Origin of the sequence: Microbispora sp. ZYX-F-249 (assembly GCF_039649665.1) — a bacterium.
GTDB classification, from domain to species: domain Bacteria; phylum Actinomycetota; class Actinomycetes; order Streptosporangiales; family Streptosporangiaceae; genus Microbispora; species Microbispora maris.
In genome coordinates, this window is the sequence record NZ_JBDJAW010000031.1 from 1 (window position 1) to 20,426 (window position 20,426).

Below are 20,426 nucleotides of genomic sequence, written 5' to 3' on the forward strand. Positions count from 1 at the left end.
ATGACGGGGTCATGCATGATTTCATGCACTGGCTTTTAGCACACTGTTGAGTTCTCAAGAAACGGACGCGACCACCATCACCCAGAACCCGTTTCACCAGGCCCTACGCTCCGGAGCGTTTCGCTTCGTTGTGCTTCTATTCTGGCGAGTCCGGTTATTCGTGTCAAATCAACTCGATTTGCTTTGAATTCCGTTTTTCGCCGAGAATTTCGGCCGCCCCGTTTCCGGGGCAACCCCTCGAACTTACCTGATCCCCGGCACCTCGTCGAATCGCGACGAGACATCCCGAGATCGGGTCAGAGAGAGGGAGTAACCGAGAGTCTAACAACCGGAACCCCGTGGGGTGTTCCAACTCGCCGGACCCTCAGCGCGAGAGAAAGACTAGCACCGGTTGGGAGGTGCTGGAGACAACTTAGGCAACTTCATAGTCCTGCCCCGTCTCCAGCACTCCCAAACCTCATCTGCCACACCTATGCCGGCAGGGCGGCGAGCTGGGCCTCGAGGCGAGAGATGTCCTCGGCGGCCTGCTCGGCACGCCGGCGCACCTTCGCCACGACGTCCTCGGGGGCCTTGGCCATGAACTGCTCGTTGCCGAGCTTCGCCGTGACCTGCGCCTGCTCCTTGCGCGCCGCGGCCAGATCCTTCTCCAGCCGCTTCCGCTCGGCGACGACGTCGATGGCACCGGCCGTGTCGATCTCCACGAGCACCGTGCCGACGGTGAGCCGGGCCGTCGGATTGAAGGTGTCCGCCGGCTCGTCCAGGCGCAGCAGGACCCGGATCGCGTCCTCATGGGCCGCGAGAGCCGTACCGGACAGGGACAGTCGCGCGGCCACGCGCTGGCCGGGCTTCAGCCCCTGGTCGGATCGGAACCTGCGCACCTCCGTCACGAGGTTCTGCAGCGCGGCGATCTCCTGCTCGGCCGCGGGGTCGAGCAGATCGGACGACACCGATGGCCAGGGAGCGACCACGATCGACTCCCCGCCGGTCAGGGCACGCCACAACTCCTCGGTCACGAACGGCACGAGCGGGTGGAGCAGCCGCAGCAGCGCGTCGAGGACGTGCCCCAGAACGCGCTTGGTGTTCTCGGCCACCGCGCCGCCCTCGGCGAACTGCACCTTGGCCAATTCGACGTACCAGTCGAAGACCTCGTCCCAGGCGAAGTGGTAGAGGGCGTCGGAGGCCTTCGCGAACTCGAACTCCTCGAAGGCCGCGTCGACACTCGCGACGACCTCCTGCAGCCGGGACAGGATCCACCGGTCGGCCGCGGTGAGGTCGTCGGGCAGGCCGTCGGAGACGGCGCCGTTCATCAACGCGAACCGGGTGGCGTTCCAGATCTTGTTGCAGAAGTTGCGGGACCCGGCCGCCCAGTCCTCGCTGATCGCCACGTCGGAGCCGGGGTTGGCACCACGGAGGAGCGTGAAGCGTGTGGCGTCCGCGCCGTATCGCTCGATCCAATCGAGCGGGTCGACGACGTTGCCGAACGACTTCGACATCTTCTTGCCGAACTGGTCGCGGACCATGCCGTGCAACGCCACGGTGCGGAACGGCGGCTGGCCGTCCATCGCGTACAACCCGAACATCATCATCCGGGCCACCCAGAAGAACAGGATGTCGTAGCCGGTCACCAGGACGGTCGTCGGATAGAAGCGGGCCAGGTCGGGCGTGGCGTCGGGCCAGCCCAGCGTGGAGAACGGCCACAGTCCCGAGGAGAACCACGTGTCGAGGACGTCCTGGTCCTGTTCGTAACCGGCCGGCGGCTCCTCGTCGGGCCCCACACAGACCATGTCGCCGTCCGGGCCGTACCAGACGGGGATGCGGTGGCCCCACCACAGCTGACGGGAGATGCACCAGTCGTGCATGTCGTCGACCCAGTCGAAGTAGCGCTTGGCCAGCTCCGGCGGGTGAATGCGGGTGCGGCCGTCGCGCACCGCGTCGCCGGCGGCCTTGGCCAGCGGCGTGACGTTCACGAACCACTGCAGCGACAGCCGCGGCTCGACCACGGTCTTGCATCGGGAGCAGTGGCCGACCGAGTGGACGTACGGGCGCTTCTCGGCGACGATGCGGCCCTGCTCGCGCAGCGCGGCGACGACGGCGGGCCGTGCCTCGAACCGGTCGAGGCCCTGGAAGGGCCCGTGGGCGGTGATGATGCCCCGCTCGTCCATGACGACGAGCGACTCCAGCGAGTGGCGCCGGCCGATCTCGAAGTCGTTCGGGTCGTGCGCGGGGGTGACCTTGACCGCGCCGGTGCCGAACGAGGGGTCCACGTGCTCGTCCGCGACGATCGGGATGCGCCGGCCGGTGAGCGGGACCTCGACATACTTGCCGACCAGGTGCGCGTAGCGCTCGTCGGCGGGGTGAACGGCGACCGCGGTGTCGCCCAGCATGGTCTCCGCGCGGGTCGTGGCGACGACGATCTCCTCGTCGCCCGAGCCGTATCGGATCGAGACGAGCTCGCCGTCGTCGTCGCTGTGCTCGACCTCGATGTCGGACAGGGCGGTCAGGCAGCGGGGGCACCAGTTGATGATCCGCTCGGCCCGGTAGATGAGCCCGTCGTCGAACAGCTTCTTGAAGATCGTCTGGACGGCCCGGGAGAGCCCCTCGTCCATCGTGAAGCGCTCGCGGGACCAGTCCACGCCGTCGCCGAGCTTCTTCATCTGGCCGAGAATCCGGCCGCCGGACTCCTCCTTCCACTGCCAGACGCGCTCGACGAACGCCTCACGGCCGAAGTCGTGGCGGGACAGGCCGTCCTTGGCGATCTCGCGCTCCACGACGTTCTGGGTGGCGATGCCGGCGTGGTCCATGCCGGGCAGCCACAGCGTCTCCATCCCCCGCATCCGGGCCCGCCGGGTCAGCGCGTCCTGGATCGAGTGGTCGAGCGCGTGGCCCACGTGGAGCGACCCGGTCACGTTGGGCGGGGGAAGCACGATGCTGTACGGCTCTCGCCCGCTGCCCGGGTCCGCGGTGAAGTAGCCCGCCGATACCCAGCGCTCGTAGCTCCGGGTCTCGACATCGGCGGGGGCGTACTGGGTGGGCAGCTCAGACGTAGTCACGCTGCCCAATTCTAGGGACGTCCGGACGCCACCCGAGCCGTCGCCGCACACCCTGTGGACAACAACCTGTCCGGAGAGGGAGCCGTCAGGCCGACTTCTCCCTCGGAGTCCGCTGCTGCTTGGCCTGCAGCTGGTCGCGCGGCACGAGGGTCGGGTTCACGTGCTCCAGCACGGCCTCGCGGGTGATGACGACGCGGGCCACGTCCTGGCGGGAGGGCACCTCGTACATCACGGACTGGAGGACTTCCTCCATGATGGCGCGCAGGCCGCGGGCGCCGGTGCCGCGCAGGATGGCCTGGTCGGCGATGGCCTCCAGCGCGTCGTCGGTGAACTCCAGCTCGACGTTGTCCAGCTCGAGCAGGCGCCGGTACTGCTTGACGAGCGCGTTGCGCGGCTCGGTGAGGATCTGGATCAGTGCGCTCCTGTCGAGGTTGTGCACCGAAGTGATCACCGGCAGCCGGCCGACGAACTCGGGGATCATGCCGAACTTCAGCAGGTCTTCCGGCATGACGTCCGAGAAGATGTCGGAGGAGTCCATCTCCTCCTTGGAGTGGATGATCGCGTTGAAGCCGATGCCCTTCCTGCCGACCCGGGATTCGATGATCTTCTCCAGGCCGGCGAAGGCGCCGCCGCAGATGAACAGCACGTTCGTGGTGTCGATCTGGATGAACTCCTGGTGGGGGTGCTTGCGCCCGCCCTGCGGCGGCACGCTCGCCGTGGTCCCTTCCAAGATCTTGAGCAGGGCCTGCTGCACGCCCTCGCCCGACACATCCCGCGTGATCGACGGGTTCTCGCTCTTGCGGGCGATCTTGTCGACCTCGTCGATGTAGATGATGCCGGTCTCGGCCTTCTTGACGTCGTAGTCGGCGGCCTGGATCAGCTTGAGGAGAATGTTCTCCACGTCCTCGCCGACGTATCCCGCCTCGGTCAGCGCGGTCGCGTCCGCGATGGCGAACGGCACGTTGAGCATCTTGGCGAGCGTCTGCGCGAGCAGGGTCTTGCCCGACCCGGTGGGGCCGAGCAGCAGAATGTTGGACTTGGCCAACTCCAGGCCGTCGTCGCGGCCCCGCTCCCCGGACTGGACGCGCTTGTAGTGGTTGTAGACCGCCACCGACAAGGCCTTCTTCGCCTTGTCCTGCCCGATGACGTACGCGTCCAGGAACTCGTAGATCTCACGGGGCTTGGGAAGGTTGTCCCACTTGAGCTCGGAGGACTCGGAGAGCTCCTCCTCGATGATCTCGTTGCAGAGATCGATGCACTCATCGCAGATGTAGACGCCTGGTCCGGCGATGAGCTTCTTGACCTGCTTCTGGCTCTTGCCGCAGAACGAGCACTTCAGCAGGTCTCCCCCGTCGCCGATGCGTGCCACCCCAGATACTCCTTTGCGTGGGACCGCCTGCCGCCGCGGTCGCTTCCGTCCGCACCCTCTTCGCGATCGATTGATCGCGATCCGGTGCGAAAACGTCATCCCGCTCAGGTTTCGACGTTACCGTCTCTCGGGCCCTCAGTGAGCCCCCTAGCGGTGAGTCGCACCGGAACGTGCCCAAATGGGCACCGTTCCGGTGCGGCAACCTCCTCAGGAAGCGGCGACCGCCGCCGCACGCTTCTTCCGCGACGGGATGATGTCGTCCACCAACCCGTACGCCTTCGCCTCCTCGGCGCTGAGGATCTTGTCGCGCTCGATGTCCTTGCGGACCTCCTCGGGCGACTTGCCCGAGTGCTTCGCCACGAGATCCTCGAGCAGTGACCTCATGCGCAGGATCTCACGAGCCTGGATCTCGATGTCGCTGCCCTGTCCGCCGCCCTCGGTGTAGGGCTGGTGGATCAGCACGCGGGCGTTCGGCAGCGCGAACCGCTTGCCCGGCGTGCCGCCGGCCAGCAGGATCGCGGCGGCCGAGGCCGCCTGCCCCAGGCAGACCGTCTGGATCTCGGGCCGGACGAACTGCATGGTGTCGTAGATCGCGGTCATCGCGGTGAACGAGCCGCCCGGCGAGTTGATGTACATGCTGATGTCGCGGTCCGGGTCGAGCGACTCCAGCGTGAGCAGCTGCGCCATCACGTCGTTCGCCGAAGCGTCGTCGATCTGGACGCCGAGGAAGATGATGCGGTCCTCGAACAGCTTGTTGTAGGGGTTCATCTCCTTGACGCCGTACGACGTGCGCTCGACGAAGGAGGGAAGGACGTAGCGGCCGTTGATGTCACCCGGCCGGATCAGCTCACTCATCTGGGAAGCTCCAGTCACGAGACGGCGCCCTCGGAGGGCACCTGGCGGGCGCTGCGCACCACGTGGTCGATGAAGCCGTAGTCCTTGGCCTCCTCGGCCGTGAACCAGCGGTCCCGGTCGGAGTCGCGCTCGATCTGCTCGAGCGGCTGGCCGGTGTGGTAGGCGATCCGCTCCGCGAGCGTCTTCTTCACGTAGAGCATCTGCTCGGCCTGGATCGCGATGTCGGCCGCGGTGCCGCCGATGCCGCCGGACGGCTGGTGCATCATGATCCGGGCGTGCGGAAGCGCGTACCGCTTGCCGCGGGCGCCGGCGCAGAGCAGGAACTGCCCCATGGAGGCGGCCAGGCCCATGGCGACCGTGCAGACGTTGTTCGGCACGTACTCCATCATGTCGTAAATCGCCATACCGGCGGTTACGGAGCCACCAGGGGAGTTGATGTACATCCAGATGTCGCGATCGGGGTCATCGGCGGCGAGGAGCAGGAGCTCAGCGCACAGCCGGTTGGCCACCTCGTCGTTCACCTGGGTGCCGAGCACCACGATCCGCTCGCGCAGCAGGCGCTGGTAGAGCTGGTCCTCGAGGCGGGAGGGGCCACCCTCCGGGCTCCGGGCCTCGAAGCCGGAACCACCGGTCGGGAAGAAGGTCGGCGGGCTGGTCACAGCGTCACCTTCCGATGCTCGTAATCGATTGGCTTTGCTTGTGACCTTAACGCGCGGCGCAGACAGGTCATGCCCGTGCGCCGTGCTGTTCGCTGTCGGCGCATGCCCGGCCGCGACGGCGCGTCCGCGCCGCATCGCTCGTGTTTCCCGCCCATGGCCGGACAGCCGAGACACATGTGTCACGGCCGCCCGCGTGCTCCCTAGCCACGGTAATAAACAAATTCTCAGGGATTTGCCCCGATATAACCGAAACCCCCGGCGCACCCGAGTGCGACGGGGGTTCCATCGTGGCCTGCCGCACCGGCCCGCGCCGCGGCGGGCCGGCGGCAGATGTCAGGCGAGAGCCTCGGAGATCAGCTTTCCTTGGTCTCGTCGGCGGGCTCCTCGCCCGCCTCGTCCACGCCCACGGCCTCCTGCTCGGGGTTGAGCTCGGCGTAGATGGCCTGGACGTCCACCTCGTTGCCCGCGGTGTCGGTGACCTTGGCCGCGTCCCCGATGACGGTCTTGGCCTTCTCGCGCACGATCTCCATCATCGCCAGCGGGAGCTGGTTGTTGTCGGCGAGGTGCTGGGCCAGCGTGTTCGGCGCGACGCCCATCTGCATGGCGCGGCGCACCACGAAGTCGGTGAGCTCCTGCTCGCTGACGCCGATCTCCTCCGCCTTGACGATCTTGTCGAGCACGAAGCCCGACTTCAGCGCCTTGGCCGCGCTCGCCTCGTACTCGGCGAACAGCTCTTCCTCGGTCGTCTGCTGGAGGCGGAGGTACGCCTCACGGCTCAGGCCGCTCTCGGCGACCTGGTGCTCGAGGTTGTGCTTGCGCGCGTCGATCTCCGCCTGGAGCGCGCTCTCGGGCAGCGGGATGTCGATCTTCTCGAGCAGCGCGTCGAGCGCCTTCTCGCGGCTCTGCACGACCTGGTCCACCAGCTTGTTGCGGCGAACCTGCTCGCGGATGCTGTCCTTGAGCTCGTCGAGCGTGTCGAACTCGCTGGCGAGCTGCGCGAACTCGTCGTCCAGCTCGGGCAGCACCTTCTCCTTGACCGACTTGACGTTGATGATCACGTCGGCCTCCTCGCCGGCGTTCTCACCGCCGACGAGCGTGGTGCGGAAGGTCTTCTCGTCGCCCGCGGCCATGCCCTGCAGCGCGTCGTCCAGGCCCTGCAGGACCGAGCCCGCACCGACCTCGTAGGACACGTCGGCGGCCTGCTGCTCCTCGAGGTTGCGGCCGTCGATCTCGGCACGCAGGTCCATCACGACGTAGTCGCCGTTCTGGGCCGGCCGCTCGACGCCGGTCAGCGTCGCGAAGCGCTGGCGCAGGGCCTCGAGCTGGGCGGTGATGTCCTCGTCGGTCACCTCGGCGGGGTCCACCACGATCTCGGCGCCCTGGTAGTCCGGGACGTCGAAGGCGGGGCGGATGTCCACCTCGGCGGTGAACTCGACCTGCTCACCGTCCTCGATCTTGGTGACCTCGATCTCCGGCTGGCTGACCGGGAAGACCTCGGTCTCGTCAACGGCCTGGCCGTACAGCTTGGGCAGGGCGTCGTTCAGGGTCTCCTCGAGAACCACCGCGCGGCCGAAGCGCTGCTCGATGATCCGGGCCGGCACCTTGCCAGGACGGAAGCCGGGCACGCGCACCTGCTGCGCGACCTTCTTGTACGCGGCCTGCAGGCTCGGCTCGAGCTCCTTGAACGGCACCTCGACGGTGAGCTTGACCCGGGTAGGGCTGAGCTCCTCGACAGCGGTCTTCACGGGGTGGTCTCCTTGATCCAGCATCTGGTGATCGCGGGCACGTCGTGCACGGCAACCGCGGCACAGTAACGCGCGCCGCGCCCACGTGAAAGGCGCAGGATCACCGTCTCGCCTGCACGCGACCTGTCCGGGCATGCTCGACTGTGGCGGGTGTCCAACGCCAAGGGCAGTCTAGAGCAGATGAGGCCCGGTAGCGACTGATCAGAGGTCGGCCATGATCTGCCGCAGCAGGTCCACCGTCTCCGTGGGGGTGGTGCTGACCGCGCAGAGGCGTTCCATGACCTCGCTGTAGCGGTCGACCTCTTCCCGTTTGTCCAGGTAAAGCGCGCTGGCGAGCTGCTCGACGTACACGATGTCGGGCAGGTCGGGGTCGGCGAACCGCAGGATGCTGAAGGCGCCGCCCTCGGCGGCGTGTCCTCCATAGCTGAACGGGATGACCTGAATCGTCACGTTGGGCTGGTTCATCAGGTCGATGAGGTGCTGAATCTGGCCCCGCATGACGTCGACACCGCCGATCGGGCGGCGCAGCGCGGCCTCGTCGATCACGGCCCAGAACTTGGGGCTGTTCCCGCCGTCGAGGATGCGCTGGCGTTCCAGCCGCAGGTCCACCCGTCTGGCGATCTCCTCCGGCGCCGCGCCGACCGCGCCGGCCATGATGACGGCGCGCGCGTACTCCTTGGTCTGCAGCAGGCCGGGAACGAACTGCACCTCGTAGGTGCGGATGCGCTCGGCCGCCTCCTCCAGACCGACGTAGGCCTGGAACCACGAGGGCAGCAGATCGTTGAACCTGTGCCACCAGCCGGGCTCGTTGGCCCTTTCGACCAGGTTCATCACGACATTGCGCGTCTCCTCGTCCTCCACTCCGTAGAGAACGAGAAGGTCGGCGACATCGCGCTCCTTGAACCCGACTCGGCCCAGCTCCATCCGGCTGATCTTCGACTCGGACGCCCGGATGCACTGGCCGGCCTGGTCACGACTGATGCCCTTGCTCTCACGGAGCTTGCGGAGCTGGGAACCGAGAAGGATGCGCAGAGCCGTCGGACCCGATCCAGCCTGGATCTGTATCACGGCGCCTCCCTCTCACCTCGGCCCTGTGTGCCGCCAAGGGACGACCCGTACGACACCCCCAGCCCACACAGTGTCACCACTTCGGGCTCCGATGACAAGGTCTGATCTACGTGTCCCTGACGGTCAGCACATTCGCCACGTGCGTCTGCACATGACAGCTGCACGTGCATTTGGGTCTTGCAGCAGCAGGAGCCACTGATCCATCATGTCTTAGGTGCATATTGGGCTAAATGTGCACCAGTCATCGATTCAGGCCAGCGGGAGGTACGGGCAACCATGTCGGACGAGCCCAAATCCGGCGGCCAGCTGACCCGCGATGTGGGATTCGGCTGGTTCCGGAGGGCGGCAGGTCCGTCCGATACGACGATGTGCCCCCTGGCCCCGCAGGCCGATTCGGTCAAGACCGCACGTGACGTCACCCGGACGACCCTGCGAGAGTGGGGCCTGTCGGAACTGAGCGACGACGCGGCGCTCGTCGTGAGCGAATTGGTGACGAACGCTGTTCGTTACGCTCTGTGCCCGGCGGACCGCACCGGCGACCCGCCCATAACGCTGACGCTCCTGCGCATCGCGCCGCACGTGCTGCTCGCCGTCTCGGATCCGAGCGATCAGGCGCCGTCGCCCGCGCAGCCCGACTTCGTCTCCGAGCACGGGCGCGGCCTCTACATCGTCGAGACCTACAGCCAGGCCTGGGGCTGGGACGCGCTGGACGAGGGCGGCAAGGCCGTCTGGGCCCTCTTCCGCACCGGCGACTGACGTTCTCCGGCCTTCGGCCATACGCCGATCTTCTTTGCCCAACGCGGAACCAAGCCGGAGTGCTTGGGGAGGTTGAGCCCGCGCGCCGGCGGTATTCCCACCACGGGCCCTTCATTCCGTCCCGCTCCGGCGGCCGCACCCGGCGCACTGCGCGTACGGGCCGCCGGACACGCCCATCGGGGGGTCGTATGGGAACCCGAGGTCTCGTCTGGTGGAAAGCCGGTCTCACCACGGCCGGCACGATAACCGTCCTCGCCGCAGGTGCCGGAAGTGCCATGGCGGCGTCCGCTCCCCGCTCGGACGACGTCGACCCGTCGACGCGTACGAACGTCACGAACGCGATGAAGGGCGAGGCGCTGGCGCACGTCACCTACCGGGAGTACGCGAAGCAGGCGGACAGGGAGAACCTGCCCGAGGTGGCCGGGCTGTACCGGCGCACCGCGCACACCGAATTACGCGAACACCTCACCGAGCAGGCGAAACTCATCGGCCTGGTCGGGGACAACGCCGCGAACCTCCGCGACAGCACGAGCGGCGAGTCCTACGAGGCGACGACGATGTACAAGAACTTCGCCGAGCAGGCGAGGGCCGACGGAGACCGGCAGGCGGCCCGGCTCTTCTCGGAGATAGCCAAGGACGAGGCCGCGCACCACGCGAAGTTCGTCGAGGCGGCGAAGGCCGTCACCGATCCGTCGTCCGGCACGGTCATCCCGACGGACGTGCAGGCAAAGCGTGTGGCCGTGCGCGCGGGAGAGCCGAAGGTCTCGTCGCCCCGGACGCTGGAGAACCTGCGTACGGCGATGAAGGGCGAAGCCTTCGCCTACGCGAAGTACACCCTCTATGGGGACAAGGCCCGCGAGACCGGTCAGCCGAGGCTCGCCAAACTCTTCCACCGCACCGCCGCCGTCGAGCGCACCGAGCACTTCGCCGAGGAGGCGAATCTGGCCGGTGCGGTCCGGGACACCGCGGCCAATCTGTGCGCGACGATCAAGGGGGAGACTCACGAGGGCACCCAGATGTACCCCGATTACGCGCGCCAGGCCTCGGCCGCCGGAGACACCGCGGTGGCCGACGTGCTCAACGACACGGCGAAGGACGAGCTGAAGCACGCCAAGGCCTTCTCCGGCGAACTGTCCAAGCTCGGCAGGCAGTGCTCCACGTCGAGCTGACCGCGCCCGCCGTCCCGTTGGGGCGGTCTCGCGCCCAGAGGAGTGGCGATGACCGGTTCGGGAGACGGCCGCGGCGGTGCGACGACCCGCGCCACCGGGCACCCTGCGGCCGGTACGGCCACCCGTCCGGGCGACTACGTCTGGGGGCTCGTACGACTGTTGATCGGCTGGGTGTTCCTCTGGGCGTTCCTCGACAAGCTCTTCGGCTGGGGGTTCGGCACGCCCGCCGACCGCGCTTGGATCAGGGGAGCGAGCCCGACGACCGGGTATCTCAAAGGCACCGCGAGGAAACCCCTCGGCGCGGTGTTCTCTCCCCTGGCCGGGCACGCGTGGGCCGACTGGCTTTTCATGATCGGTCTGCTGGGCGTCGGCCTGGCGCTCATGCTCGGCGTCGCGATGCGCCTGACGGCGGTCCTGGGCGGGTTGCTGCTGCTCCTCATGTGGGCGGCCGAACTGCCTCCCGAGCACAACCCGTTCGTGGACTACCGCCTCGTCTACCTGTTCGTCATCGCGGGGCTGGCTCTGACCGACGCCGGAGACACGCTGGGAATCGGCCGATGGTGGGGAAACACGGCGCTGGTCCGGCACCATCCCTGGCTCAAGTAGACGCGCACGGCGGGCCACGAGAGGCGGCAGGCCGCCGCGGCTGCGCGCCCCGAGCTCGTCGCTCAAGCTCTCGGACAGGCGTTCGCGACGGCGGCGTCCGGTCTCAGTGCTCGACTACGGTGTTGCGCATGGACCTCAGCGCCTACCGCGGATACTTCCTGGACGCGGTTGTCGTCCAAGTCGACTCCGTCGCCAGCACTGCGAGGATCAGCCTTACGAGCGGAGACGATGACACTGCTGTAATCGAGCTGATGGGCGTCGTCCATGTGAGGATGGACAGCCCGGATGTCAAGGGCGACTTCATCGACGAGGCCGTTGTAAGCGATCTGCCGAGAACCGGAGCCTGGCCGGCTGACGCCCATCACCTTCTTCACCTTCACAACAACGACAGCGAGCTGGTTTGGCTCAAACTGACGGGTCCCCGGGAGATCGAGGTGGTGGCAGAAAGGATCACCACCGAACATTGAAGTGGGCCAGACCTCTTACGTCCGCTCGGGCGACCCTGATCTACCTGCACGCCACGCAGGACCGTGATCGGGCGATCGCCAAAGCGCTCGGAGGCGTTCAGGACGGCGGCCGGAACGAGGATTGAACACTGAAGTGGCACGTGTGTGGCACGGCAGATCGGAAACAGTGTCGCGAGATCACGAAGGCCAGGCTCCCCGTACGGGGTGACCTGGCCTTTCGCGCTGAGAGCGGACGACGGGAATCGAACCCGCGTAGCCAGTTTGGAAGACTGGGGCTCTACCATTGAGCTACGTCCGCGCGCGCCCGGTGTCCATCTGGTCTAGACTTCATCCGGTCGTCAGGGCGTAAGCGTACCGGAGTCTCGGAGCGCACGCGTACCCGACGAGACGGGGCGTGGCGCAGCTTGGTAGCGCGCTTGCTTTGGGAGCAAGAAGTCGCAGGTTCAAATCCTGTCGCCCCGACCAGCACTCTCGCATTTCCGCGCCGCTTCCGGCCGACGGCCGGCGCAGCGGCCTCGTCCGTTCCCTACGAGGCGACGGCGGCACTGCGGCCGGCCCGCCGCACCAGCCGGGCTCCGGGCCTCCGGCACGTTTCTATAACCTGTTCTCGTCGTACCCCCGGGACCCTGAGGAGCACCATGGGCGACCTGGTCCTCGTCGACCGGCCCGCCGAGGCCGTCGCGATCGTGACGCTGAACCGTCCGCGCAAGTACAACGCGATCTCCAAGGCGCTGCTGGAGGAGTTCCGGGACACGCTGGAGCGGCTCGCGGCCGAGCCCGGCCTGCGCGCGATGGTCCTCACCGGGGCCGACCCCGCCTTCTGCGCGGGCCTGGACCTCGGTGAGCTGGAAGCGAACGTGCGGATCGGCCATCCCGACTCGATCCTCCCGCTGCGGAACTTCCCCGTGCCCGTCATCGGTGCGGTCAACGGCGTGGCGGTGACCGGCGGCCTGGAGTTCGCGCTCGCGTGCGACTTCAGGATCGCCAGCGAACGGGCGCGGTTCGCCGACACCCACACCCGCGTCGGCATCGTGCCCTCCTGGGGCATGACCGCCCGGCTGAGCCAGGCGGTCGGGCAGGCGTGGGCCCGGCAGATGACGTTCACCGGGGACTTCGTCGACGCGCCCCTCGCGCTGCGCATCGGACTGGTGAACGAGGTCGTCGCGCACGACCGGCTGCTGCCCCGGGCCGTGGAGCTCGCGCGGAGCATCGCGACGACGACCCCGCAGACACTGGGCAGGATCCGGGAGATCTACGACCTCCTGCGGGACGGCACCGGCGCCGACGGCCTCCGTGCCGAGCTGGAGACCGGCCGGGACGGGCTCGCCATCACCAGCCCCGAGGACTTCGCCGCCCGCAGGCGCGCGGTCTTCGACCGGGGCCGGAGCCAGAGCCGCTGAAGGTCACTCCTCCTCCACGTACGGGTGCGTGAGGAACTCGATGGCGTGACCGTCGGGGTCGTCCACGTACACCCCGCGGCCGTGGTGGCGGTGGTTGACCTGCTGCGGCTCCTGGTGATGCGGCCCGCCCCAGTACGGCAGGCCCCGCTCGGCGATGCGGGCGCAGATCTCGTCGAACTCGTCCTCGGAGACGAGGAACGCCAGGTGCTGCATGACGATCCGGTCCCGGTCGACGATCGAGTCGGCGTAGTCGATCGTCACGCCGTTGGCGACCCGGACCGTGGCGAACGGCCCGAACGCGCCGGGCTCCGGCTCGCCGAGCAAGCCGGTCAGGAAGCGGGCGGACTCGAAGCGGTCACTGCTGTGCACGATCGTGTGGTCCAGTCGAGCGGTCACGGCGCCCTCCAGGTTTTCCGTGGTCCTCATCGAGCCAATACCGTGGACGGGTGATCGACAAGCACATCTCCCGCGTGCTCGGGCTGCTCGGGCAGGACGACACGCTTCGTGTCCTCGCCGGACTGGTCCTGCGTCCCGGTGAGCCGCTCGACAAGGTCACCGGGCTGACCCCGGAGGCGGCGGCCAAGGCCCTGGACCGGCTGGCCAGGGGCGGCCTCGCGGTACGGGAGGAGGGCGGCTGGCGGGCGCGGCCCGAGACCTTCCGCGACCTGCTCCGCATGGTCCCCTCCACGCCGGCCGATCCGATGGACGCGTTCCTGGTCGACGGGCGGCTCGTCTCCATCCCGGTGAAGCGGGCCAAACGGCTGATGGTGCTCGACTACATCGCGCAGGTGTTCGAGGTGGGTGTGCGCTACCAGGAGAAGGAGGTCGACGTGGCGCTGCGGGCGTTCCACGACGACCACGCCGCGCTGCGCCGCTATCTGGTGGACGAGGGGTTCCTCACCCGGGAGGCCAACGTCTACTGGCGTTCGGGAGGAAGCGTCTGACCGGGTCCGGCCACATCGGCCGGCGCCCTTTCCCCACGGGCCCGCGGCGCGGACACTGGGAGACATGGGCGAGCCGACCAGGGTCCTTCTCGACGAGTCCCGGATCCCCCGGAACTGGTACAACGTCATCCCGGACCTGCCCACGCCACCCCCGCCGGTGCTCCATCCGGCGACGCTGCGGCCGGTCGGTCCCGACGACCTCGCCCCGCTCTTCCCGGATGCGCTTATCGGGCAGGAGGTGTCGGGCGAGCGGTTCGTCCCGATCCCCGAGGGCGTCCTCGACGTCTACCGCCTCTGGCGGCCGACACCGCTGATCCGCGCCCGCCGCCTGGAGCGCGCCCTCGGCACGCCCGCCCGCATCTACTACAAGTACGAGGGTGGCAGCCCGTCGGGCTCGCACAAGCCCAACACGGCGGTCCCGCAGGCGTACTACAACGCGCGGGAGGGCGTGCGCAGGCTGACCACCGAGACCGGCGCGGGCCAGTGGGGCTCCGCGCTGGCGTTCGCCTCCGCCCAGTACGGCCTGGCCTGCGAGATCTGGATGGTCCGGGCGTCGTACGACCAGAAGCCGTACCGGCGCACGCTGATGAAGGTCTACGGCGCCACCCTGCACGCCAGCCCGTCGGCGGTGACCACGGCGGGCAGCAGGATCCTGGCGGAGGACCCGCACTGCACGGGGTCGCTGGGCATCGCGATCAGCGAGGCCGTCGAGGTGGCCGGGCAGCACGACGACACGCGGTACGCCCTGGGCTCGGTGCTCAACCACGTCCTGCTGCACCAGACCGTCATCGGCGAGGAGGCGCTGGAGCAACTGGCCACCCTCGGCGAGACCCCCGACCTGGTGATCGGCTGCACCGGCGGCGGCTCCAACTTCGCCGGGCTGGCCTTCCCGTTCCTGCGCGAGAAGCTGGCGGGGCGGATGAACCCGGTGCTGCGCGGCGTGGAGCCGGCCGCCTGCCCGTCGCTGACCCGGGGCACGTACGCCTACGACTTCGGCGACGCCGCGGGGTTCACGCCGCTGATGAAGATGCACACGCTGGGGCACACGTTCGTGCCCGACCCGATCCACGCCGGCGGGCTGCGCTACCACGGCATGTCTCCGCTGCTCTCGCACGTGTACGAGCAGGGCCTGGTGGAGGCCGTGGCCGTCACGCAGACCGAGTGCTTCGACGCGGGGATCCGCTTCGCCAGGTCCGAGGGGATCGTGCCCGCCCCCGAACCCGCCCACGCCGTGGCCGCGACGATCGCGGAGGCGCTGCGGTGCGCGGAGTCGGGCGAGGAGAAGGTCATCGTGATGTCCCTGTGCGGGCACGGCCATTTCGACCTGCCCGCCTACGAGAGCCGTCTCGCCGGTCGCCTGGAGGACTTCACGCTTCCGCAGGAGCGGATCGACGAGGCTCTCGCGCACCTGCCCGCCGTCTGATGTGACGCATGCGCACCGGTATCCGTTTCGTCCCTTGAGCGGCGGGTACGGCTGCGCCATCGTGCCGTAATACCTGTCGGAGCACTCATGTCAAACGGCTGAAATGCGCGGTATCAGCTCCATACGATTCTGGAACGCCATCCGCTCTCTCCGGAGAATTCGTTGAACCGGAACTGCGTTATCAAGGACCCCGCCCCGGGGAACCGGGCGCAGTGGCGCCGCAGCAGCGCCGCGTCCGCAAACGAGCGGCTGGCTTTCCTGAACGAGGCGAGCCGGCGTATCGGCAGCACGCTCGACCTGGCCGAGACGAGCCGGGAGCTCGTGGACGTGTCGGTCCCCCGCTTCGCCGACGCGGCGGCCGTGATGGTGCAGGACCGCCTCATGTCGGAAGGCGAGCTGTCGCCCCGGCCGGTGGACGGGACGACCCTCGTACGCCGGGTGGCCCTGGGGGTGGCCGGCGCCGACCCGGACGCCTGGATGAAGGCGTTCCCGGTCGACGAGGCGACGGTCTACCCGGCGATCCTCCCGCAGGCCCAGTGCATGGCGAGCGGGAAGCCGCTGATGTACCCGTCGCTGGACAAGGAGAGCGCCCGGCTGATCGGCGCCAGCCTGGACCGGGAGGAGGCGGTCGCCTCGCTCCTGACCGACTGCTCGTTCCTCGCGGTGCCCCTGCGTGCCCGGGGACGGGTCCTCGGCTGCGTGGTCTTCACCCGGCGCCCCGGCGGCCTGCCGTTCGAGGAGCAGGACGTGGTGGTGGCCGAGGACCTGGCCGCCCGCGCGGCGCTGTGCATCGACAACGCGCGGCTGTACACCACGGAACGCAAAACCGCGCTGACCCTGCAGAGCAGCCTGCTGCCCGTCGAGCTTCCGCAGGCGCTCGGGATGGAGATCGCCTCGCGGTATCTGCCGGCCAGCGACCTGATGGGCGTCGGCGGCGACTGGTACGACGTGATCGCCCTGCCCGGCTGCCGTACGGCCCTGGTGGTGGGCGACGTCATGGGGCACGGGACCAGGGCCGCGGCGACCATGGGCCAGCTGCGCACGGCCGCGCGTACGCTGGCGAGCCTTGACCTGCCGCCCGACGAGGTGCTGTTCCGGCTCAACCTCATGAGCCAGGACCTCGACCCGAGCCAGATCGCGACGTGCATCTACGCGGTCTACGACCCGGTGACGCGCAGTTGCGCGCTCGCCCGCGCCGGGCACGTGCCGCCCATCCTGCTGCACCCCGACCGCTCGACCGAGATCATCGAGCTGCCGTCGGGCCTGCCGCTGGGCATCGGCAGCGACCCGCTGGAGTCGCGCGAGCTGATCCTGCCGTCCGGGAGCGTGCTCGCCCTCTACACCGACGGCCTGGTGGAGAGCCGCGAGCGGGACCTGGACGCCGGCATCATGGGGCTGCGGCGCCTGCTCGCCGGTCCGGTCGACGACCTGGAGGACATGTGCGACGTGATCATCAGCAGCCAGCGGTCGAGTCACGAGCGTGACGACATCGCCCTGCTGGTGGCCGAGGTGCGCGATCTCGATCCGGACGAGATCGCGACCTGCCCGTTGCCGGCCGATCCGCGGTTCGTCTCGCACGCGCGCCGCTTCGTCCGCGGCACCCTGCAGCGGTGGGGCCTGGGCGGCCTGGTGGACGCCACCCAGCTCATCGTGAGCGAGCTGGTCACCAACGCGCTCAAGCACGGGTGGCCGCCGATAGAGCTGCGGCTGCTGCGCGGGCGGACGCTTGTGGTCGAGGTCGCCGACGGTTCGCCCGCCGCTCCCGCCCCGCGCACGGCCACCCCCGACGAGGACACCGGCCGCGGCCTCCAGCTGATCAAGCGGTTCGCCTACCGCTGGGGCACCCGTCCCACTCCGTACGGCAAGATCGTCTGGGTCGAGCAGCACCTCCCTTGACCCGGCGTTCCTTCCCCGGCGAGCGTGTATTACCGATCGTTGAGAAGCGTTACGTTCGAACGGGGAGTTCGTGGCGAGGAGGGGACATGATCGATATCCGTGACGCGTACCGCAGGGCGCTGGACGGTTTCGGGGACCGCCTCCATCTCGTCCGCCGCGGACAGTGGGAGTTGCCGACTCCCTGCGTGGACTGGGACGTCCGCGGGCTGGTGAACCACGTCGTGTCCGAGAACCTGTGGGCCCCCGAGCTGCTGTCCGGCCGCACGGTCGCGGAGGTGGGGGACGCCTTCGAGGGCGACGTGCTCGGCGACGACCCGCTCAAGGCGTTCGAGGCGTCCGCGCAGGGCGCCGTGCAGGCCGTGTACGCCGAGGGCGCCCTGACCTCCGTCACCCACCTGTCCTTCGGCGACGTGCCGGGCGAGGAGTACATCACCGAGCTGTTCGCGGACGCGCTGATCCACACCTGGGACCTGGCACGTGCCATCGGCGGGCCGGAAAGGCTCGACCCCGACCTCGTCGCCTCCTGCTCGGATTGGTTCGAGAAGGCGCGGGAGGACTACCGCGAGGCGGGGGTGATCGGGGACGAGCGAGGCGTCCCGGCCGGCGCCGACCAGCAGACTCACCTGCTCGCCGCCTGGGGCAGGAACCCCTAGGCCGGGCCTCTACCGGCCCGTGGGCCGCCTGCCGTGGTTGGCCTTCTTCTTCTTGCGTGCCTTCGACTTGCGCGCGCGTCTGCCCATGAAGACCGCCTTCCGTCGAGTACGGCGTTTCGCTCACTGTCCCCCGCGGGACCGCGACCGGCAAGTACCCGGACCCCAACTCAACATGTCTCCACGTCCGTGGGGCATAATTTGTTTGAATCTGTTGACAGGAGTGGTGGATGCTGGCCCAGCAACGGCAGCAGGCGATCCTGGAGAGGGTGCGCAGAACCGGCGGGGTGCGCGTCGCGCAGCTCGTACGCGACCTCGGGGTCTCGGACATGACGATCCGCCGCGACCTGGAGGTCCTCGCGGAACGCGGCCTGATCGTCAAGGTGCACGGCGGGGCGACCGCCACCGGCACCGGCTCGACGGAGGAGCCGGGCTTCGCGGCCAAGTCGGTGCGGCAGCAGGCCGAGAAGGAGGCCATCGCCCGCAGGGCGGCCATGCTCGTACGGCCGGGCAGCTCCGTCGCCCTGTCGGCCGGGACCACGACCTGGACCCTCGCCCACCACCTGGTGGACGTGCCCGAGCTGACGGTGATCACCAACTCCGTGCAGGTGGCCGACGTCTTCCACCGAGCGGGGCGGCCCGACCAGACCGTGGTGCTGGTGGGAGGCGTGCGCACGCCCTCCGACGCCCTGGTCGGCCCGGTGGCCGTGGCGGCCGTCCGCTCCTTGAACGTCGACACGCTCATGCTCGGCGTGCACGGCATGAGCGTCAGGGCGGGATACACCACGCCCAACCTGCTGGAGGCGGAGACCGACCGGGCCCTCATCACGGCCGCCCAGCAACTCGTGGTCCTGGCCGACCACACCAAGTGGGGGACGATCGGCATCAGCACGATCGCCGCCCTCGGCGAGGCCGATGTGGTCGTGAGCGACGCCGGTCTGCCGGAGGAGGCGCGCGCCGCGCTGTCGGAACACGCCGGCGAAGTCCTCCTCGCCGATCCGTCCGGGGAATCCGCGCTGGAGACCGCACTGTGACGCAGAACACCGCACGCTGAAAGTTGGAGACCGCTCTGTGAAGCGCACCATCACCCATCTCGCCGACGGCCGCGAGCTCATCTACTTCGACCGGCGCGACGACGCCGACCACAGCGCCACCGACCCCAGGGACCTGCCGCCGCGCCCCCTCGCCTCCGAGTTGCGCTACGACCCCCTGATGGACGAGTGGGTGGCCGTCGCCCGGCATCGTCAGACGCGCACCCACCTGCCGTCCGCCGAGGAGTGCCCGCTCTGCCCGGCCCATCCCGGCTCGGAGATCCCCTCGCCGTACGAGGTGGCGGTGTTCGAGAACCGGTTCCCGTCGTTCAGCTTCAACACCGGGACGTACGAGCAGGTGGGCGGCCTGAGCGAGGTGCGGCCGGGGATCGGGCGCTGCGAGGTGGTCTGCTTCACCTCCGACCACAACGCGTCGTTCAGCTCCCTGAGCGACGAGCAGGCCGAGCTCGTCGTCGAGGCGTGGGCCGACCGTACGGCCGAGCTGTCCTCGCTGCCCGGCGTGGAGCAGGTCTTCTGCTTCGAGAACCGCGGCGCCGAGATCGGCATCACGCTGCCGCACCCCCATGGGCAGATCTACGCCTATCCGTACGTCACGCCGCGTACGCGCCAGATGCTGGACGCCGCCGCCCGTCACCGGGGCGGCAACCTGTTCGCGGACGTCCTGGCCGCCGAGCGGAGGGGCCCCCGGGTGGTGGCCGCCAACGAGCACTGGACGGCCTTCGTCCCGGCCGCCGCGCGGTACCCGTTCGAGGTGCACGTCTACCCGCACCGCCGGGTGCCCGACATCCCCGCGCTGTCGCCGGAGGAACGGGCCGCCTTCGCGCCGCTCTACATCGACGTGCTGCGCCGCCTCGACGGGCTGTTCGGCGTCGTCATGCCGTACGTCGCCGCCTGGCACCAGGCCCCGGTCACCTACCGGCGCGACCTGGCCCATCTCCACCTTCAGCTCTTCACGATCCGGCGGGCGCCGAACAAGCTGAAGTACCTCGCCGGCTCGGAGTCGGCGATGGGCGCGTTCGTCAACGACGTGCTCCCGGAGGAGGCCGCCCGGCTGCTCCGGGAGGTGGTCACGGCTTGATCACCGAACGGTTGCGACTTGGGTGGCACCTGTAGTTTCTTTACCAGTAGTATCCCTGGCACCGGTTGTCACAACCGGTACGCCTAATCCCGGGCGCCTCGCCCGGGAGCCGGGGACCCAACCACGAACCTGGGGTCAAGGCAGCCGCCTGCCCGGGCTCCTCCAGCCCGCACCCGTCAGCTAACCCGGCCGGCACGTGGAGAGGAGTGGGCTCTGCCCCGCGCGTACCCCCTGGCTGT

Annotated in this window: 19 protein-coding genes, 2 tRNA genes and 1 riboswitch; of the genes, 12 read left to right on the plus strand and 9 right to left on the minus strand. The window is 68.8% G+C overall.

Annotation, left to right across the window (positions count from 1 at the left end; all coding sequences use genetic code 11):
- Positions 1 to 470: 470 nt before the first annotated feature.
- The 6 genes from AAH991_RS29245 to AAH991_RS29270 all read right to left on the minus strand — a co-directional run bounded on the left by AAH991_RS29245 (position 471) and on the right by AAH991_RS29270 (position 8,746).
- Positions 471 to 3,059, minus strand: a complete 2,589-nt coding sequence (locus AAH991_RS29245; protein WP_428834045.1) for a valine--tRNA ligase — start codon at positions 3,057 to 3,059, stop codon at positions 471 to 473.
- Positions 3,060 to 3,135: 76 nt separating this feature from the next.
- Positions 3,136 to 4,419: an ATP-dependent Clp protease ATP-binding subunit ClpX gene (gene clpX, locus AAH991_RS29250; protein WP_169952773.1), complete on the minus strand. Its 1,284-nt coding sequence runs from the start codon at positions 4,417 to 4,419 to the stop codon at positions 3,136 to 3,138.
- Positions 4,420 to 4,626: 207 nt separating this feature from the next.
- Positions 4,627 to 5,274 carry an ATP-dependent Clp protease proteolytic subunit gene (locus AAH991_RS29255; protein ID WP_346229144.1) on the minus strand — a complete coding sequence of 216 codons (648 nt, stop codon included), beginning with the start codon at positions 5,272 to 5,274 and terminating at the stop codon, positions 4,627 to 4,629.
- 14 nt (positions 5,275 to 5,288) lie between these two features.
- Complete coding sequence (locus tag AAH991_RS29260) at positions 5,289 to 5,933, minus strand: ClpP family protease (protein ID WP_169987685.1); 645 nt, start codon at positions 5,931 to 5,933, stop codon at positions 5,289 to 5,291.
- Between the two features lie 353 nt (positions 5,934 to 6,286).
- Positions 6,287 to 7,678, minus strand: a complete 1,392-nt coding sequence (gene tig, locus AAH991_RS29265; RefSeq protein ID WP_346229145.1) for a trigger factor — start codon at positions 7,676 to 7,678, stop codon at positions 6,287 to 6,289.
- Between the two features lie 201 nt (positions 7,679 to 7,879).
- Entirely contained in the window at positions 7,880 to 8,746 is an 867-nt protein-coding gene (locus tag AAH991_RS29270) for a Sco1979 family transcriptional regulator (protein ID WP_346229146.1), read from the minus strand.
- Positions 8,747 to 9,022: 276 nt separating this feature from the next.
- Between AAH991_RS29270 and AAH991_RS29275 the strand changes: the two genes are divergently transcribed.
- From AAH991_RS29275 to AAH991_RS29290, 4 genes are all read left to right on the plus strand, one after another.
- A complete protein-coding gene (locus AAH991_RS29275; RefSeq protein ID WP_346229147.1) occupies positions 9,023 to 9,502 on the plus strand; it encodes an ATP-binding protein in 480 nt (159 codons plus the stop codon).
- A gap of 275 nt (positions 9,503 to 9,777) precedes the next feature.
- Positions 9,778 to 10,671, plus strand: coding sequence for a ferritin family protein (locus tag AAH991_RS29280; RefSeq protein WP_346229148.1), 894 nt, complete (start codon positions 9,778 to 9,780; stop codon positions 10,669 to 10,671).
- Positions 10,672 to 10,719: 48 nt separating this feature from the next.
- Positions 10,720 to 11,277 carry a DoxX family membrane protein gene (locus AAH991_RS29285; protein ID WP_346229149.1) on the plus strand — a complete coding sequence of 186 codons (558 nt, stop codon included), beginning with the start codon at positions 10,720 to 10,722 and terminating at the stop codon, positions 11,275 to 11,277.
- Positions 11,278 to 11,405: 128 nt separating this feature from the next.
- Positions 11,406 to 11,744 carry a hypothetical protein gene (locus AAH991_RS29290; RefSeq protein WP_346229150.1) on the plus strand — a complete coding sequence of 113 codons (339 nt, stop codon included), beginning with the start codon at positions 11,406 to 11,408 and terminating at the stop codon, positions 11,742 to 11,744.
- Between the two features lie 227 nt (positions 11,745 to 11,971).
- On the opposite strand, the gene AAH991_RS29295 is transcribed toward AAH991_RS29290, so the two are convergent.
- Positions 11,972 to 12,042: transfer RNA gene (locus tag AAH991_RS29295), tRNA-Gly, on the minus strand.
- A gap of 90 nt (positions 12,043 to 12,132) precedes the next feature.
- Here AAH991_RS29295 and AAH991_RS29300 point away from each other — a divergent pair.
- Both AAH991_RS29300 and AAH991_RS29305 read left to right on the plus strand, forming a co-directional pair.
- Positions 12,133 to 12,209 (plus strand) — tRNA-Pro (locus tag AAH991_RS29300).
- Between the two features lie 173 nt (positions 12,210 to 12,382).
- Positions 12,383 to 13,144, plus strand: coding sequence for an enoyl-CoA hydratase (locus tag AAH991_RS29305; RefSeq protein WP_346229151.1), 762 nt, complete (start codon positions 12,383 to 12,385; stop codon positions 13,142 to 13,144).
- A 3-nt stretch (positions 13,145 to 13,147) separates the two neighbouring features.
- Here the strand turns inward: AAH991_RS29305 and AAH991_RS29310 are convergent, their stop codons facing one another.
- Positions 13,148 to 13,540, minus strand: coding sequence for a VOC family protein (locus AAH991_RS29310; protein WP_346229152.1), 393 nt, complete (start codon positions 13,538 to 13,540; stop codon positions 13,148 to 13,150).
- Between the two features lie 50 nt (positions 13,541 to 13,590).
- On the opposite strand from AAH991_RS29310, the gene AAH991_RS29315 reads away from it, so the two are divergent.
- From AAH991_RS29315 to AAH991_RS29330, 4 genes are all read left to right on the plus strand, one after another.
- Positions 13,591 to 14,088 carry a DUF2087 domain-containing protein gene (locus AAH991_RS29315; protein ID WP_346229153.1) on the plus strand — a complete coding sequence of 166 codons (498 nt, stop codon included), beginning with the start codon at positions 13,591 to 13,593 and terminating at the stop codon, positions 14,086 to 14,088.
- A 64-nt stretch (positions 14,089 to 14,152) separates the two neighbouring features.
- Positions 14,153 to 15,511, plus strand: a complete 1,359-nt coding sequence (locus tag AAH991_RS29320; protein WP_346229154.1) for a TrpB-like pyridoxal phosphate-dependent enzyme — start codon at positions 14,153 to 14,155, stop codon at positions 15,509 to 15,511.
- 162 nt (positions 15,512 to 15,673) lie between these two features.
- Complete coding sequence (locus tag AAH991_RS29325; protein ID WP_346229155.1) at positions 15,674 to 17,407, plus strand: ATP-binding SpoIIE family protein phosphatase; 1,734 nt, start codon at positions 15,674 to 15,676, stop codon at positions 17,405 to 17,407.
- 86 nt (positions 17,408 to 17,493) lie between these two features.
- The gene (locus tag AAH991_RS29330; RefSeq protein ID WP_346229156.1) at positions 17,494 to 18,060 is read left to right on the plus strand and encodes a TIGR03086 family metal-binding protein; all 567 of its coding nucleotides are present in this window, start codon (positions 17,494 to 17,496) and stop codon (positions 18,058 to 18,060) included.
- A gap of 9 nt (positions 18,061 to 18,069) precedes the next feature.
- Here the strand turns inward: AAH991_RS29330 and AAH991_RS40540 are convergent, their stop codons facing one another.
- Entirely contained in the window at positions 18,070 to 18,147 is a 78-nt protein-coding gene (locus AAH991_RS40540) for a 50S ribosomal protein bL37 (protein WP_373320643.1), read from the minus strand.
- A gap of 140 nt (positions 18,148 to 18,287) precedes the next feature.
- Between AAH991_RS40540 and AAH991_RS29335 the strand changes: the two genes are divergently transcribed.
- Complete coding sequence (locus AAH991_RS29335) at positions 18,288 to 19,091, plus strand: DeoR/GlpR family DNA-binding transcription regulator (RefSeq protein ID WP_346229157.1); 804 nt, start codon at positions 18,288 to 18,290, stop codon at positions 19,089 to 19,091.
- Between the two features lie 37 nt (positions 19,092 to 19,128).
- Entirely contained in the window at positions 19,129 to 20,187 is a 1,059-nt protein-coding gene (gene galT / locus AAH991_RS29340) for a galactose-1-phosphate uridylyltransferase (RefSeq protein ID WP_346229158.1), read from the plus strand.
- Positions 20,188 to 20,257: 70 nt separating this feature from the next.
- A riboswitch (cyclic di-AMP (ydaO/yuaA leader) is annotated at positions 20,258 to 20,396 on the plus strand.
- Positions 20,397 to 20,426 lie beyond the last annotated feature (30 nt).

Coding starts and splice junctions, on each gene's coding strand:
- AAH991_RS29335 (WP_346229157.1), top strand. CDS start 18,288: ATGCTGGCCCAGCAACGGCAGCAGGCGATCCTGGAGAGGGTGCGCAGA.
- AAH991_RS29280 (WP_346229148.1), top strand. CDS start 9,778: ATGGCGGCGTCCGCTCCCCGCTCGGACGACGTCGACCCGTCGACGCGT.
- AAH991_RS29290 (WP_346229150.1), top strand. CDS start 11,406: ATGGACCTCAGCGCCTACCGCGGATACTTCCTGGACGCGGTTGTCGTC.
- AAH991_RS29275 (WP_346229147.1), top strand. CDS start 9,023: ATGTCGGACGAGCCCAAATCCGGCGGCCAGCTGACCCGCGATGTGGGA.
- AAH991_RS29285 (WP_346229149.1), top strand. CDS start 10,720: ATGACCGGTTCGGGAGACGGCCGCGGCGGTGCGACGACCCGCGCCACC.
- AAH991_RS29330 (WP_346229156.1), top strand. CDS start 17,494: ATGATCGATATCCGTGACGCGTACCGCAGGGCGCTGGACGGTTTCGGG.
- AAH991_RS40540 (WP_373320643.1), bottom strand. CDS start 18,147: ATGGGCAGACGCGCGCGCAAGTCGAAGGCACGCAAGAAGAAGAAGGCC.
- AAH991_RS29255 (WP_346229144.1), bottom strand. CDS start 5,274: ATGAGTGAGCTGATCCGGCCGGGTGACATCAACGGCCGCTACGTCCTT.
- AAH991_RS29320 (WP_346229154.1), top strand. CDS start 14,153: ATGGGCGAGCCGACCAGGGTCCTTCTCGACGAGTCCCGGATCCCCCGG.
- AAH991_RS29305 (WP_346229151.1), top strand. CDS start 12,383: ATGGGCGACCTGGTCCTCGTCGACCGGCCCGCCGAGGCCGTCGCGATC.